Raw genomic sequence first — 13,162 nt, 5'->3', positions numbered from 1 at the left:
ACTCCTTGCCTGATGTCTGCGCAATCGTGGATTGCACTGTTGTTTACAGCACCACTCTCAATACCTGGGAGAACTGGCTCTGTTCGTTTGAACCGGTTTGGTGAACGCTGTAGTTGATCAGCACAGTTGTTCCTTTGTTTTCATTCAGCCATACAGTCGGGATCGAAAACGCCGCCGTGTTATCGGGATGCATGTTCTGCCATTCCGTCCTGCGCGTAACGACTCCGCCCCAGCGCACTCGGGCCTGGTATCCGTCAGTCATTGCCGGATAACGTACGGTGACCAGGGTTTGGTCAGATGAAAATCTCGGTGGAGGTAGTTCGAACGGTTGAACATCTATTTTCAGTTGCAATGGTTCAGCGCGATGCAATGGGCCGTTGATAAAAGTGCGAACCGTAAAGTTGACAGGCACGGTACTTCCAATGGAATCCACAACTTCCATACGTGGAACCAAGATATTCATTGCACCGACCGCCGCTACGGTGGTGATGTCGCTGTCGTAGACATGACGCTCTGATGCCCAACGCACACGAACGGTTTGCCCGATCGCCATCCCCACGTATTGCTGAACCTGGACGGTGACGTGTCGTGCTTCATAAATATCGGCCATCTTCAGGCGATCATGATTTTCGCCGTAAGCCTCCAGTACCTTGGGCGGCTTGAGAACGATCGTGGTTTTGATGTTCACGGTTTTTGCGTCGGACGTGAGTTTTTCCTCGGAGCGTTCTACGCGCAACGTAATGCTGACGACACTCTGGTCGCTTTCATTGACCCATCCGGGGGGAATTGGAAACGCAAGGTCGCCGCTTCCCGAATAGGTCATCGGGTCCGTCTCATGTTCCGTACGCCCTTGCCATTGAACCCGGACATTGTCGCCGGCGACCAGTCCGACGCCTGAAGCAATCACCTGGACATTCTCGACAAAAGCCGGGTCCAGCACTCCTGCCTCTTCACCCGTCACGGTCGGCGCCGGGATTTTTTTAACGCGGACATTGACTTCAGTGGCAACGGACCACGCCGCGTGGTCATGCGGCCGGTTCCCGCAACGATCAATCACCTGGTAAGTAACCAAGTGTTTGCCATCCCCTGCACGCTTGATCAGATACTCATCAAACGTAAGCAGGATCGGATGATTTTGCGGATCACTGGCTTGCTCTGGCGTGACTGGATAGTAGATTACCTGCTCATCATTACCCCATCGCGCGACGATTCGGTCGTATACAGAGATGTTCTGATAGGACGCGATACGCTTGACAATGCCTTGCTTCGCCATCTCATTGTCAATGCCGGCCGTGATGTCCGGGATGAGCGTGTAGGGCAGTCCGGGATGACCAGATGGTTCCGGTTTGTCGAGTACTCCCCCTGGCAGCGCGCGTTTGACCAATATCTTGAGATTGACCGAGTCCGACTCGTTGCCGCTGCGGCGCTTGACGCGATAAAACACCGGAAAGGCGGCGCCATCCTGGATTTGGCTGGACGGGATACGAAAGTGTACGGGGAGGTTAAGTTTTTCTGGCGTATCGATAAACTCGGTGCGGACGGGGGTTATTTCGTCTTTCCAGAAAAGGAAGCATTTGTCGCCTATTTCCTGGTAAAGCCAGGGATCTACGATAACGAGTAAATCAGCGGTCAGGGCGGCGGCACCGAGGCCACCGTCATACCCCTCATCGCCGTCGATCGGCTTGACCAGCCCAGTTATATCCGGCGGGTATAACTGTGTGGAAGAGGTACTTGCAAACGTTTTTTTCGAGTCTGACTTCAAGGTCATCGGAGCGCTCCTGAAAGACGTATCGCCGGTATCGCGTTGATACCGGCGCTGTGGTCCTATCTGGAGCTACGACGAACTTTCATGCAACTGTCAGATCTGACAGTCGCGACGAATGGCTGGAGGCAGACTGCTCAGGCCCTCATGGACCTGATTTCAATAATCATTCCCGCGTGCGGTGATGTCCTTCTCGACCATCGGCGCGTTCGGGTCCTGTCCCTCGGGGAATTTGCCTTTCAGGTTCCAGGCAAACGCGATGATCTCGGCGATGGTGCGATAGAGCTCTTCGGGAATGCTGTCGCCCAGTTCCATCCGCGCCAGCAGGCGCACCAGTTCAGGGTTCTCGTAGATCGGCACTTCGTAATCGCGGGCGATGCGCAGGATCTCTTCGGCCAGTTCCTCGTCGCCCTTGGCGGTGAGGGTCGGGGCGTGGTTGCCGTCGTATTTGAGGGCGATGGCCTGGCGTGGAGCAGTGGAATCGTTCATGCGGTTTCGTCGACCCAGCGGTGTTCGAGGCGGGTTTGGTTGCCTTGCGGCGGCGTGCCGTGGTGGCAGTCGAGGTCGCCGACGTTGAGCCCGGAATCGAGCAAGCGCTGGCGCAAGGCAAACAGATTGTTCTCGATCAGATCGGCGGTGTACGGTCGCTCGGCCCACAGCTGACTGGACAGGCTGCCGGCGATCAGTTGCGCCTGAATCTGCATCGGCCCGAGCGGTTCCAGATCGAAGGCCAGATCGACGCGCCACAACTGCTGTTTGGCTTCGCGCTCATCGCGGCGTTCGTGGGGCTGCGGCTCGCGCTCCGGCGCTTCTTCACGCTGGAACTTGACCTGCAACGGCACGATGTCCTGCAAATTGCGCATCGGGATTTCCAGCTGCCAGGTGCTGAGCAGGCGGCCATCGTCGGTGACGCCGGTCTGTTCCAGGCTCGACAACTGATGGCTTTGCAGACGCGACACCGCTGCGGCGGCGAGGCGCAGCAGTTGTTCGAGATCACCTTCGCCTTCCAGTTTTGCCAGCAGTCGTTCGGGCAATGGGAAGCTGCTCGGCACCGGTTTGGCGCTGACCTGGCCGAGGGTGCCGAGGGCGTTCCGGACGAAACTCGGCAGCGCCTGCGCCAAGGTGTTGGCAGCGATGATCGCATTGAAATTGGTGTTGCTTGGCAGGCCCGGGGTCAGTTGCGCGATCAGTTTGAGCAGGTCGGCCTTCATGTCCGGGGCGAGCGTGGGATTTTGTCCGCCGAGCAATTTCGCTTCAAGGAACGCGCCGCTGTTGGCCAAGGCCAGCGCCACGCCTTTGGCGGTGCTCATTTGTTGCACGTCCGGCAGGCTGGCGAGCAGCTTGTCGACCACCGCGCGCAGATCGGCCGAGGTCTGGTCAGTCGCCGGTGGCAGATTTTGCAACATCTTCAGCAGGCCATCGAGCGAGCCCTGGCGACTTTGCTGACCGAGCAATTGCTGACTCACCGCCAGTTGTTCCTGACGGCTGCTCAGCGGCACGAATTTGAGGGTTTGCGCATCCTGCACCTGCGCCGACAACAAGGTGCCGATGCGCAGCGGCTGCGGGCTGTCGACGGTCAAGGTGCTGCCGCTCAATGCGGTGTTGAGCAGGGTGACCATCGAGCGAAATACCGCCGCTTGCCCCGGCGTCTGCGGCAGTGCCTGCGAGGTCACGACTTTGCCTTGCAGCAAGGTGCCGGCGGGCAATTGCGCGGTATCGATGCGGGTCAGGGTGGCGACGCTGCTGGCGATCGCTTGCTGCACGGTGATTGCCAGATTGCCGGCCGACGGCTGAGTGATCGCCAGGTTGGTGCCCTGTGGCAACGGCAGGTTGCTGCTGGCCTGTACGGTGGTCTGACGGCCGCTGTCGAGGGTCACTTTGAGCAACAATTCAAAGGTCTGATCGGCCTGCTTGAGCGACAACACCTCAGCCTTGGCGCTTTGCCCCGCGCTTATCAAGCCCTCGACCGGCGTCAGCAGCTTGAGCAGTTCACCCATCTGCGGGCGAGCGCTCGCCGGCACGGTGGGCGGCAGCGGGAGGATGTTCATTTCGCCTGTCATACGCGGACACAACCTGAGGAAATTGCGCTCTTGAGAGTAAGGCACGGCATGTATAATGCCGCGCGTCGTGCGCTTCGTTCAAAAAACCTGGCAATTGTTTGATCCAGCTCGCCAGTTCGAGCGATCAAAGCATCTATGCTGCATCTCTTTAACGGCCGCTCCAGAGCCGACTTGAACCGTATAAGGCCCGTGATCCCTTGACCAGTCCTGTCCTGCAAACCGTTGCCCTGGCGTGTGAACGCGATCTGCGGCTGCTTTTCGAAAACCTCGAATTGCGCCTGGCCAGTGGCGACATGGTGCAGATCAGCGGCCCCAACGGCAGCGGCAAGACCAGTCTTTTACGTCTGCTCGCCGGTTTGATGCAACCCACCGACGGCCAGGTGCTGCTCAACGGTCAGCCGCTGGCCGAGCAACGCAGCGAACTGGCGCGAAACCTGTTGTGGATCGGCCACGCCGCCGGGATCAAGGATCTGCTCACCCCCGAAGAAAACCTCTCGTGGCTGTGCGCCTTGCATCATCCCGCCGAGCGCGAGGCGATCTGGCAGGCGCTGGCAGCGGTAGGATTGCGCGGTTTCGAAGACGTTCCCTGCCACAGCCTTTCCGCCGGCCAACAGCGCCGCGTGGCACTGGCGCGGTTGTATCTGGACAGCCCGCCGTTGTGGATTCTCGACGAACCGTTCACCGCGCTGGACAAGCAGGGCGTTGCGCAACTGGAAGAGCATCTGGCCGGCCATTGCGAACGCGGCGGCCTGGTGGTGCTGACCACCCACCACACCCTGAGCCGTATGCCGGCCGGTTATCGCGACATCGATCTGGGGAAATGGGCGGTATGAGTGTCTTCGGCCTGCTGCTTGCCCGCGAATCGCGACTGCTGTTCCGCCGCCCGGCGGAGCTGGCCAATCCGCTGATTTTCTTTGCCATCGTCATTGCCCTTTTCCCGCTGGCCGTCGGCCCGGAAACTCAAGTCTTGCAAAACCTGTCCCCGGGGTTAGTCTGGGTGGCGGCGTTGTTGTCGGTCCTGCTGTCGCTGGACGGATTGTTTCGCAGTGACTTCGAAGACGGCTCGCTGGAACAGTGGGTCCTTTCGCCGCACCCGCTGCCGCTTCTGGTCCTGGCCAAGGTGCTGGCACACTGGCTGTTCTCCGGTCTGGCACTGGTGCTGCTGTCGCCTTTGCTGGCGCTGATGCTCGGGTTGCCGGCCGCGTGCCTGCCGGTGCTGCTGCTGTCGTTGTTGCTCGGTACGCCGGTGTTGAGCCTGCTCGGTGCAGTCGGCGCGGCGCTGACGGTCGGGCTGAAGCGCGGCGGTCTGTTGCTGGCGCTGCTGATTCTGCCGTTGTACATCCCGGTGTTGATCCTTGGCAGCGGCGCGTTGCAAGCGGCGCTGCAAGGCATGCCGGCGACCGGATACCTGTTGTGGATGGCCAGCCTCACAGCGCTGGCGATCACCCTGACACCCTTTGCAATAGCCGCTGGCCTGAAGATCAGCGTCGGCGAATAATAATGAGGCCTGGTCAAAAATTGACCACTTCTTCCAGAAGAAAGGCATGACCCTCTGCCAGCTCGCGATGATGAGCGGCAACCGTGATGGAAACAGTATGAACTGGACCTGGTTTCACAAGCTCGGCTCGCCCAAGTGGTTCTACGGCATCAGCGGCAAATTTCTGCCGTGGTTGAGCATTGCAGCGTTGCTGCTGATCGGCGTTGGCGTGGTCTGGGGTCTGGCCTTCGCGCCGCCGGATTACCAGCAAGGCAACAGCTTTCGCATCATCTATATCCACGTACCTGCAGCGATGCTCGCCCAGTCGATCTACGTAATGCTCGCCGTGTGCGGCGTGGTCGGGTTGGTGTGGAAGATGAAACTGGCCGATGTCGCCCTGCAATGCGCCGCACCGATCGGTGCGTGGATGACCGCCGTGGCGCTGGTTACCGGGGCGATCTGGGGCAAACCGACCTGGGGGTCGTGGTGGGTGTGGGATGCGCGCCTGACCTCGATGCTGATTCTGCTGTTTCTGTATTTCGGCGTGATCGCGCTGGGCAATGCCATCAGCAACCGCGAGAGCGCCGCCAAGGCCTGCGCGGTGCTGGCGATTGTTGGCGTGATCAACATTCCGATCATCAAATACTCGGTGGAGTGGTGGAACACCCTGCACCAGGGCGCGACGTTCACCCTCACGGAAAAGCCGGCGATGCCGGCGGAAATGTGGCTGCCGCTGCTGCTGACGGTGCTGGGTTTCTACTGCTTCTTCGGCGCCGTGCTGTTGCTGCGCATGCGTCTTGAAGTGCTCAAGCGCGAGGCCCGCGCCAGTTGGGTGAAGACCGAAGTGCAGCAGAGTCTGGAGGCGGTGCGATGAGTTTTGCTTCATTCGGCGATTTTCTCGCCATGGGCCATCACGGCCTGTATGTCTGGTCGGCCTACGGCATCTGTCTGGCGGTGCTGGCCCTCAACGTGGTGGCGCCGATTGCGGCGCGCAAGCGTTATCTGCAACAAGAGGCGCGTCGTCTGCGCCGGGAGAACGGCAAGTGAATGCGCTGCGCAAAAAACGTCTGATCATCATTCTGGCGATTCTGGTCGGAGTGGGCGCTGCTGTCGGCCTGGCCCTGAGCGCGCTGCAGGAAAACATCAATCTGTTTTACACGCCGACGCAGATCGCCAACGGCGAAGCGCCGCAAGACACGCGCATCCGCGCCGGCGGCATGGTCGAGGCCGGTTCGCTGCAACGCTCCAAGGATTCGCTGGACGTCAAATTCGTCGTCACCGACTTCAACAAATCCGTGACCATCGCCTATCGCGGCATCCTCCCGGATCTGTTCCGTGAAGGGCAGGGCATTGTCGCCCTCGGCAAGCTCAACGCTGATGGCGTGGTGGTCGCCGATGAAGTGCTGGCCAAGCACGACGAGAAGTACATGCCGCCGGAAGTGACCAAAGCGCTGAAGGACAGCGGTCAATCCGCACCGACGCCTGTGAAGGAGGGTTGATCGATGGCCGCCGCACTGTTTATTCCGGAGCTGGGCCACCTGGCCATGATCCTCGCGCTGTGTTTTGCACTGGTCCAAGCGCTGGTGCCGATGCTCGGCGCGTGGCGCGGTGACCGCTTGTGGATGAGCCTGGCGCAACCGGCAGCGTGGGGCCAGTTTGCCTTTCTGCTGTTTGCCTTCGGCTGCCTGACCTACGCGTTCATGACCGACGATTTCTCGGTCGGCTACGTGGCGATGAACTCCAACAGCGCGCTGCCGTGGTACTACAAATTCAGCGCGGTGTGGGGCGCCCACGAAGGTTCGCTGCTGCTGTGGGCGTTGATCCTCGGCGGCTGGACCTTCGCCGTGTCGGTGTTCTCCCGGCAGTTGCCGCAAGTCATGCTCGCCCGCGTCCTGGCGGTGATGGGCATGATCAGCACCGGGTTCCTGCTGTTTCTGATTCTTACCTCAAACCCGTTCGCGCGGATCCTGCCGCAGATTCCCGCCGACGGTCGCGACCTCAACCCGTTGCTGCAAGACATCGGCCTGATCGTGCATCCGCCAATGCTGTACATGGGTTACGTCGGTTTCTCCGTAGCGTTCGCGTTCGCTATCGCCGCGCTGCTCGGCGGGCGTCTCGATGCGGCGTGGGCGCGCTGGTCGCGGCCATGGACCATCGTCGCCTGGGCCTTCCTCGGCATCGGCATCACCCTCGGTTCGTGGTGGGCGTACTACGAGCTCGGCTGGGGCGGCTGGTGGTTCTGGGACCCGGTGGAAAACGCCTCGTTCATGCCGTGGCTGGTCGGCACCGCGTTGATTCACTCGCTGGCGGTTACCGAAAAGCGTGGCGTGTTCAAGAGCTGGACGGTGTTGCTGGCGATCGCCGCGTTCTCGTTGAGCCTGCTCGGCACCTTCCTCGTACGCTCGGGCGTGCTGACTTCGGTGCATGCCTTCGCTTCGGATCCCGAGCGCGGCGTGTTCATCCTGATTTTCCTGCTGTTCGTGGTCGGCGGTTCGCTGACGCTGTTTGCGCTGCGTGCGCCGGTGGTGAAAAGTCAGGTTGGCTTCAACCTGTGGTCGCGCGAGACTTTGCTACTGGGCAACAACCTGGTGCTGGTCGTCGCTGCATCGATGATCCTGCTTGGCACGTTGTATCCGCTGATTCTTGATGCCATCAGCGGCGCCAAGCTCTCGGTCGGCCCGCCATACTTCAACGCGTTGTTCATTCCGTTGATGGCGTTGCTGATGCTGGTCATGGCGATCGGCGTGATCGTGCGCTGGAAGGACACGCCAGTGAAATGGCTGGCGAGCATGCTCACTCCGGTGTTGCTCGGCAGCGTCGCATTGGCCGTGGTGGCCGGCGTGGCGTACGGCGATTTCAACTGGGCAGTGATCGCGACGTTCCTGCTGGCGGCGTGGGTGTTGCTCGCCGGCGTGCGCGATCTGTTCGACAAGACTCGGCACAAAGGCCTGATCAAAGGTCTGCCGACGCTGACCCGCAGCTATTGGGGCATGCAGATCGCCCACCTCGGCATCGCCGTGTGCGCGCTGGGCGTGGTGTTGTCGAGCCAGAACAGTGCCGAGCGCGACCTGCGTCTGGCACCGGGCGAGTCGATGGATCTGGCCGGTTATCAGTTCGTCTTCGAAGGCGCCAAGCATTTCGAAGGGCCGAATTTCACCTCGGACAAAGGCACCATCCGCGTCATTCGTGACGGCGAGGAAATCAGCGTGCTGCACCCGGAAAAACGTCTGTATACCGTGCAGAACTCGGTTATGACCGAAGCCGGCATCGATGCCGGTTTCACCCGCGATCTCTACGTCGCCCTCGGCGAGCCGCTGGATAACGGCGCCTGGGCCGTGCGCGTACACGTCAAACCGTTCGTGCGCTGGATCTGGTTCGGCGGCTTGCTCACCGGATTGGGTGGTTTGCTGGCGGCGCTGGATCGGCGTTATCGGGTCAAGGTGAAAAGCAAAGTGCGCGAAGCGCTGGGCATGACGGGAGCGGCGGCATGAGGCGTTGGTTGATGTTGTTGCCGCTGGCGATTTTTCTGCTGGTGGCGGTGTTTCTTTATCGTGGGCTGTATCTGGATCCGGCGGAGCTTCCGTCGGCGATGATCAACAAGCCGTTCCCGGAGTTTTCCCTGCCGAGTGTGCAGGGTGACAAGACGCTGACCAAGGCCGACATTCTCGGCAAACCGGCGCTGGTCAATGTCTGGGGCACCTGGTGCATCTCCTGCCGCGTCGAGCACCCGGTGCTGAACAAACTCGCCGAGCGCGGCGTGGTGATCTACGGCATCAACTACAAGGACACCAATGCCGACGCCTTGAAATGGCTGGCCGAGTTTCACAATCCGTATGCGCTGGATATTCGTGACGACGAGGGTTCGCTGGGCTTGAATCTTGGTGTCTACGGCGCGCCGGAAACCTTCTTCATCGACGCCAAAGGCATCATCCGCGACAAGTTCGTCGGGGTGATCGACGAGCAGGTCTGGCGCGAAAAACTCGCAGCCAAGTATCAGGCGCTGGTCGATGAGGCCAAGCCATGAAGCGTTTTCTCGCAGCAGTGGTGTTGGGCTTGAGCCTGGCTGGTGTCGCCCATGCGGCCATCGACACCTACGAATTTGCCAAAGAGGGCGACCGCGAGCGTTTCCGCGAACTGACCAAGGAACTGCGCTGCCCCAAATGCCAGAACCAGGACATCGCCGACTCCAACGCACCGATTGCCGCCGACCTGCGCAAAGAGATTTTCCGCATGCTAGGCGAGGGCAAGGACAATCAGCAGATCATCGACTTCATGGTCGATCGCTACGGTGATTTCGTCCGCTACAAACCGGCGCTCAATGCCAAGACCGCGCTGCTGTGGTTCGGCCCGGCCGGGCTGCTGCTCGGTGGTTTCGTGGTGATCGCGCTGATCGTGCGCAGGCGTCGCGGGCAACGCGCCGAAACGCCGTCATCGCTGTCTGCCGAAGAACGTCAGCGCCTCGACCAACTGTTGGATAAAAACCAAGAATGATTGATTTCTGGCTCGCCGCAGGGCTGTTGCTTCTGGTCGCCCTGAGTTTTCTGCTGATCCCGGTACTGCGCGAACGCCGCGCCCAGCGGGAAGAAGATCGCACCGCGTTGAACGTCGCGCTGTACCAGGAACGGGTGGCCGAGCTGCAAGCGCAGCAGGCCGAGGGCGTGCTCGACGCCGCGCAACTGGACAGCGGCCGCGCGGAAGCTGCGCGTGAACTGCTCGCCGACACCGAAGGCGCCGCCGCGCCGCGTGTCTCGCGCCTGGGTAAACCGTTGCCGCTGCTGGCCGCTGTGCTGGTACCGGTGCTGGGCCTCGGTCTGTACCTGCATTTCGGCGCCGCCGACAAGGTCGAACTGACCCGCGAATTCGCTCAGGCACCGCAGTCGATGGAAGAGATGACCCAGCGTCTGGAACGTGCGGTTGCCGCACAACCGGATTCCGCTGAAGGTCTGTATTTCCTCGGCCGTACCTACATGGCTCAGGACCGCCCGGCAGACGCGGCGAAGATGTTCGAACGCGCCGCCAACCTCTCCGGTCGCCAGCCGGAGCTGCTCGGCCAATGGGCGCAGGCGCAGTATTTTGCTGACGGTAAAAAGTGGTCGGAGCAGATTCAGAAACTGACCGACGAAGCGCTGAAGGCCGATCCGAAGGAAGTCACCAGCCTCGGTCTGCTCGGCATCGCCGCGTTCGAAGGCGAGCGTTATCAGGAGGCCATCGACTACTGGAATCGCCTGCTCGCGCAACTGCCGCCGGATGACAACTCTCGCGCTGCGCTGCAAGGCGGCATCGAGCGTGCCGCCGAACGCCTGACAGCCAGCGGTGGCCAGGTTGCCCAGGCAGCGGCGACGAAAGGCGCGTTGCTGACAGTCAGCGTTGATCTGGCCAGCGAACTCAAAGACAAGGTGCAACCGGGCGACAGCGTGTTCATCTTCGCCCGCGCCACTTCTGGCCCACCGGCGCCGCTGGCGGCCAAACGTCTGACCGTGGCTGACCTGCCGGTGACCGTCGAACTGGGCGATGCCGATGCAATGATGCCGCAGCTGAAACTGTCCAACTTCTCTGAAGTCCAACTGGTTGCGCGCATCTCACGGGCCGGTCAACCGACCTCCGGTGAGTGGATCGGTCGCAGCGGCCCACTGGCCAGCAGCACCACCGCGCCACAAAAACTGACTATCGACAGCCCGGACAAATAACCGGATCCAACAGGAAAGCACCGCCATGCACACCATCGCCCGCATCACAGTCCTCACACTGGCCCTGGGCTTGAGTGCATGTGCGGTACAACGCCCGGAACCGACCACCAGCCTGCCGCCGATCCCGCCGTCGCAGCCAAGCCCAACCCCGTCGACCTCGCCAAGCCCTGGCAAGAGCATCCCGGCCAAACCCGCCAAGCCCGTGCCACGTACCTCGGCCAGCTTCGCCCCGCCACCGGGCGGTAACAGCCACTGGGACCAGAAGCTCGGCGTCTACGTGCTCGACGACCAGACCAACACCTTCTACCGCCAGCGCACCTACTACCGCTGGAACAACGGCTGGAGCCGCTCGGTCAGCCCCAACGGCCCGTGGGAAGACACCAACATCCACGGCGTCCCGCCGGGGTTGGGCAAGAAGTTCGGGCAGTGATGAGAAACGGCGATCTTGGGATCGTCGTTTTTTCGTTTGCGGGGTATTGGAGTGCGGCGCAAAACCTGTAAGAGCGAGCCTGCTCGCGAAGGCGTCGGGTCAGTCAAATCAGCTGAGACTGAAACTCCGCTATCGCGAGCAGGCTCCCTCCTGCAGTAGTTTTCGGCGATGCCCTATTCCGCATCCGTCAAGAACCTGTGGGAGCGAGCTTGCTCGCGAAAGCGTCAGGGCAGTCAAATTATCTGTAACTGAAACACCGCTTTCGCGAGCAGGCTCGCTCCCACACTGGTTTTGTGCATTGCAGTGATTCGCAGGTCACCCAAAACCTGTGGGAGCGAGCTTGCTCGCGAAGCTTTTGAAGCCTTAAGCCGTGGCCAATGAAGCGCGTCGTGAAACACTCAGAAACCGCACCAACGCCAACAACGGAAACACGCTGCCAACAATCACGATCCACAACCAGCCGCCATGCTCGTACACCGCGCTGGCCACCGACGAGCCGAAGGCGCCGCCGATAAAGATGCTGGTCATGTACAGCGCGTTCAAACGGCCACGACTTTTCGCGTCCAGCGAGTACACCGCGCGTTGGCCGAGGACCATGTTCATCTGCACGCAGAAGTCCAGCACCACGCCGGTCACGGCCAGGCCGATGACGCTGTAGGCCGGGTGAATGAAGGCGGGGAGAAAGCTCAGGCTGGCGAAGAGCATGGCCAGCAGCGAGGCGATGCGTGTGTGACCGGCATCGGCGAGGCGGCCGCTGATTGGCGCGGCGATGGCACCGATGGCGCCGACCAGAGCGAAGATCGCGATTTCGCTTTGCGACAGGCCATGGTTGCGTGCAAGTTCCAGCGGCACGGCGGTCCAGAACAGGCTGAACGTGGCAAACATGCAGCCCTGGTAAAAGGCCCGCTGACGCAGCACCGGTTGCTGGCGCAGCAGCGTCCACAGCGAGCCGATCAACTGGCCATAAGTTGCGCTGTGATCCGGCTGGCGCTTGGGCACGGTCAGCGCCAGCACCACGCTGATTGCCGCCATCAACGCTGCGGCGATCATGAACATGGCGCGCCAGCCGAGGTGATCGGCGACCACACTCGACACCGGTCGCGCCAACAGAATGCCCAGCAGCAAACCGCCCATGATCCCGCCCACCACCCGGCCACGGGATTCTTCCGGCGCCAGATGCGCGGCCAGCGGAATCAGGATCTGCACCGACACCGAGCTGAAGCCGACCAGCAACGAGATCAGCAAGAACACATTCGGCTGATCGGTAAACGCCGCCGCCAGCAGGCTGGCGATTGCCACGAGGGTGGTGACGATCATCAACCGCCGGTTTTCCAGCAGATCGGCCAGCGGCACCAGGAAGAACAGGCCCAGCGCATAACCGATCTGCGTCAACGAGACGATGAAGCTGGCCATCGTGTCGGACAGGCCGATGTCCGGCGCGATCAGGCCGATGATCGGTTGTGCATAGTAGATGTTGGCAACGATGGCGCCGCAGCAGAAGGCGAACAGCAGCACCATGCCTCGGGTCATTGCGTGAGTGGTGGGCATAGGAATACTCGGGTCGGGCACAGGAAAGCGGTGAAGGCTAATGGACAACGCGGGTTGGCAGAAGACAGTTTCGGATGATAACTCTTATTACGTTGTGTAATGACTGATCGGTTGATCGAGGATAGTCGCGAGGGAGGTGGTCATAAGATTACTGTTCTCGCCCAAAAGCCCCTCACCCTAGCCCTCTCCCGGGGGGAG

The 13,162-nt window shown here is 61.1% G+C and carries 14 protein-coding genes; 10 read left to right on the top strand and 4 right to left on the bottom strand.

Going from position 1 to position 13,162, the window contains the following annotated elements; genetic code table 11:
• Positions 1-43: 43 nt before the first annotated feature.
• The 3 genes from D8U82_RS14355 to D8U82_RS14345 all read right to left on the bottom strand — a co-directional run bounded on the left by D8U82_RS14355 (position 44) and on the right by D8U82_RS14345 (position 3,822).
• Entirely contained in the window at positions 44-1,768 is a 1,725-nt protein-coding gene (locus tag D8U82_RS14355; RefSeq protein ID WP_130902399.1) for a hypothetical protein, read from the bottom strand.
• Between the two features lie 153 nt (positions 1,769-1,921).
• Positions 1,922-2,251, bottom strand: a complete 330-nt coding sequence (locus tag D8U82_RS14350; protein WP_076566625.1) for an EscU/YscU/HrcU family type III secretion system export apparatus switch protein — start codon at positions 2,249-2,251, stop codon at positions 1,922-1,924.
• Positions 2,248-3,822: a flagellar hook-length control protein FliK gene (locus tag D8U82_RS14345; RefSeq protein ID WP_130902398.1), complete on the bottom strand. Its 1,575-nt coding sequence runs from the start codon at positions 3,820-3,822 to the stop codon at positions 2,248-2,250. Before D8U82_RS14345 ends, D8U82_RS14350 begins: the two co-directional genes overlap by 4 nt.
• A 197-nt stretch (positions 3,823-4,019) precedes the next feature.
• Here D8U82_RS14345 and ccmA point away from each other — a divergent pair, with 197 nt between their 5' ends.
• The 10 genes from ccmA to D8U82_RS14295 all read left to right on the top strand — a co-directional run bounded on the left by ccmA (position 4,020) and on the right by D8U82_RS14295 (position 11,416).
• Positions 4,020-4,655, top strand: coding sequence for a cytochrome c biogenesis heme-transporting ATPase CcmA (gene ccmA, locus D8U82_RS14340; protein ID WP_041479623.1), 636 nt, complete (start codon positions 4,020-4,022; stop codon positions 4,653-4,655).
• Complete coding sequence (gene ccmB / locus D8U82_RS14335) at positions 4,652-5,320, top strand: heme exporter protein CcmB (protein WP_130902397.1); 669 nt, start codon at positions 4,652-4,654, stop codon at positions 5,318-5,320. Before ccmA ends, ccmB begins: the two co-directional genes overlap by 4 nt.
• A gap of 97 nt (positions 5,321-5,417) precedes the next feature.
• Positions 5,418-6,173, top strand: coding sequence for a heme ABC transporter permease (locus D8U82_RS14330; RefSeq protein ID WP_130902396.1), 756 nt, complete (start codon positions 5,418-5,420; stop codon positions 6,171-6,173).
• Positions 6,170-6,346, top strand: a complete 177-nt coding sequence (ccmD, locus tag D8U82_RS14325) for a heme exporter protein CcmD (protein ID WP_016771045.1) — start codon at positions 6,170-6,172, stop codon at positions 6,344-6,346. Before D8U82_RS14330 ends, ccmD begins: the two co-directional genes overlap by 4 nt.
• On the top strand, positions 6,343-6,798 hold the full coding sequence (ccmE, locus tag D8U82_RS14320; RefSeq protein ID WP_016771044.1) for a cytochrome c maturation protein CcmE: 456 nt from the start codon (positions 6,343-6,345) through the stop codon (positions 6,796-6,798). The genes ccmD and ccmE overlap by 4 nt, the downstream gene beginning before the upstream one ends.
• 3 nt (positions 6,799-6,801) lie before the next feature.
• Positions 6,802-8,790 carry a heme lyase CcmF/NrfE family subunit gene (locus tag D8U82_RS14315; protein ID WP_130887164.1) on the top strand — a complete coding sequence of 663 codons (1,989 nt, stop codon included), beginning with the start codon at positions 6,802-6,804 and terminating at the stop codon, positions 8,788-8,790.
• Positions 8,787-9,323, top strand: a complete 537-nt coding sequence (locus D8U82_RS14310) for a DsbE family thiol:disulfide interchange protein (protein ID WP_016771042.1) — start codon at positions 8,787-8,789, stop codon at positions 9,321-9,323. The genes D8U82_RS14315 and D8U82_RS14310 overlap by 4 nt, the downstream gene beginning before the upstream one ends.
• Complete coding sequence (locus tag D8U82_RS14305; RefSeq protein ID WP_016771041.1) at positions 9,320-9,790, top strand: cytochrome c-type biogenesis protein; 471 nt, start codon at positions 9,320-9,322, stop codon at positions 9,788-9,790. Before D8U82_RS14310 ends, D8U82_RS14305 begins: the two co-directional genes overlap by 4 nt.
• Complete coding sequence (ccmI, locus tag D8U82_RS14300; protein WP_130902395.1) at positions 9,787-10,986, top strand: c-type cytochrome biogenesis protein CcmI; 1,200 nt, start codon at positions 9,787-9,789, stop codon at positions 10,984-10,986. Before D8U82_RS14305 ends, ccmI begins: the two co-directional genes overlap by 4 nt.
• A gap of 25 nt (positions 10,987-11,011) precedes the next feature.
• Positions 11,012-11,416: a hypothetical protein gene (locus D8U82_RS14295; protein WP_016771039.1), complete on the top strand. Its 405-nt coding sequence runs from the start codon at positions 11,012-11,014 to the stop codon at positions 11,414-11,416.
• A gap of 363 nt (positions 11,417-11,779) precedes the next feature.
• Here D8U82_RS14295 and D8U82_RS14290 read toward each other — a convergent pair whose 3' ends face one another.
• The gene (locus tag D8U82_RS14290) at positions 11,780-12,964 is read right to left on the bottom strand and encodes an MFS transporter (protein ID WP_130887160.1); all 1,185 of its coding nucleotides are present in this window, start codon (positions 12,962-12,964) and stop codon (positions 11,780-11,782) included.
• Positions 12,965-13,162 lie beyond the last annotated feature (198 nt).

It is taken from the genome of Pseudomonas sp. Sample_23 (assembly GCF_004307595.1).
In the GTDB taxonomy this organism is placed as follows: domain Bacteria; phylum Pseudomonadota; class Gammaproteobacteria; order Pseudomonadales; family Pseudomonadaceae; genus Aquipseudomonas; species Aquipseudomonas atacamensis.
This window is presented reverse-complemented; position numbering and strand designations above follow the sequence as displayed.

Excerpts from the sequence above, each read along its gene's own strand:
- D8U82_RS14305 (WP_016771041.1), top strand. The coding sequence starts at position 9,320 with ATGAAGCGTTTTCTCGCAGCAGTGGTGTTGGGCTTGAGCCTGGCTGGT.
- D8U82_RS14290 (WP_130887160.1), bottom strand. The coding sequence starts at position 12,964 with ATGCCCACCACTCACGCAATGACCCGAGGCATGGTGCTGCTGTTCGCC.
- ccmD (WP_016771045.1), top strand. The coding sequence starts at position 6,170 with ATGAGTTTTGCTTCATTCGGCGATTTTCTCGCCATGGGCCATCACGGC.
- D8U82_RS14315 (WP_130887164.1), top strand. The coding sequence starts at position 6,802 with ATGGCCGCCGCACTGTTTATTCCGGAGCTGGGCCACCTGGCCATGATC.
- D8U82_RS14310 (WP_016771042.1), top strand. The coding sequence starts at position 8,787 with ATGAGGCGTTGGTTGATGTTGTTGCCGCTGGCGATTTTTCTGCTGGTG.
- D8U82_RS14355 (WP_130902399.1), bottom strand. The coding sequence starts at position 1,768 with ATGACCTTGAAGTCAGACTCGAAAAAAACGTTTGCAAGTACCTCTTCC.
- D8U82_RS14345 (WP_130902398.1), bottom strand. The coding sequence starts at position 3,822 with ATGACAGGCGAAATGAACATCCTCCCGCTGCCGCCCACCGTGCCGGCG.
- D8U82_RS14295 (WP_016771039.1), top strand. The coding sequence starts at position 11,012 with ATGCACACCATCGCCCGCATCACAGTCCTCACACTGGCCCTGGGCTTG.
- ccmB (WP_130902397.1), top strand. The coding sequence starts at position 4,652 with ATGAGTGTCTTCGGCCTGCTGCTTGCCCGCGAATCGCGACTGCTGTTC.
- D8U82_RS14350 (WP_076566625.1), bottom strand. The coding sequence starts at position 2,251 with ATGAACGATTCCACTGCTCCACGCCAGGCCATCGCCCTCAAATACGAC.
- D8U82_RS14330 (WP_130902396.1), top strand. The coding sequence starts at position 5,418 with ATGAACTGGACCTGGTTTCACAAGCTCGGCTCGCCCAAGTGGTTCTAC.
- ccmI (WP_130902395.1), top strand. The coding sequence starts at position 9,787 with ATGATTGATTTCTGGCTCGCCGCAGGGCTGTTGCTTCTGGTCGCCCTG.